The organism is Pseudomonas putida, assembly GCF_004357765.1.
Lineage (GTDB): Bacteria > Pseudomonadota > Gammaproteobacteria > Pseudomonadales > Pseudomonadaceae > Aquipseudomonas > Aquipseudomonas putida_U.
The window spans coordinates 1-600 of record NZ_SMTE01000115.1 but is presented as its reverse complement, the minus strand read 5'-3'; the positions used below and the strand labels follow the sequence as shown (position 1 = coordinate 600).

The following is a 600-nucleotide window of genomic DNA, read 5'->3' as shown; positions in this document are numbered from 1 at the left end:
GTTTGTATTTGGCCGGCGGCCGATCGATTTCTCAACTTCACGACTCAAAATCATGGCTACTGGTACCGTCAAGTGGTTCAACGACGCAAAGGGTTTCGGCTTCATTGCCCCGGATGATGGCGGCGAAGACCTTTTCGCACATTTCTCCGCAATCAATGCCGCAGGCTTCAAAAGCCTGAAGGAAGGTCAGAAGGTGTCGTTCGAAGTCACGCAAGGCCCGAAGGGCAAGCAAGCTTCGAACATCGTGCCCCAGTAACACGGAGCACGCGGGCGCGGTAGCCCGGTTTTGGCTTGCCGCGCGAGGTTTCCTCGCGCGTGTATTGGCCGGGATATTCCGCCAGGCAGGTTGTTTCAGTACGTGTTTGCCATCAAGCAGTCGGATGGCCGCCGGAAGCGGTGGCCTGGTTTGACGAACCCCTTTTGGGAGCATGCAATGGCCAGCCGAATTGAAGAGAACGCCGTTCAATATGATCCGCCCGCCGGGGCAGCTGCAGAAATGCATGCTGCCCCGAGTTTTATTCGGGATTCGGAGATCCAGTTTTCGCGCTCGCAGACATTCCACGAGGGCCAGCGCGTCAGCTTCGATGTAGAAATCGGGCC

General features: G+C 57.2%; 1 protein-coding gene. It reads left to right on the top strand.

Features of this window, described 5'->3' with window-relative positions; genetic code table 11:
• Nucleotides 1-52 precede the first annotated feature (52 nt).
• Nucleotides 53-256, top strand: coding sequence for a cold-shock protein (locus E2H86_RS25765; protein ID WP_133332294.1), 204 nt, complete (start codon nt 53-55; stop codon nt 254-256).
• Nucleotides 257-600: the final 344 nt, after the last annotated feature.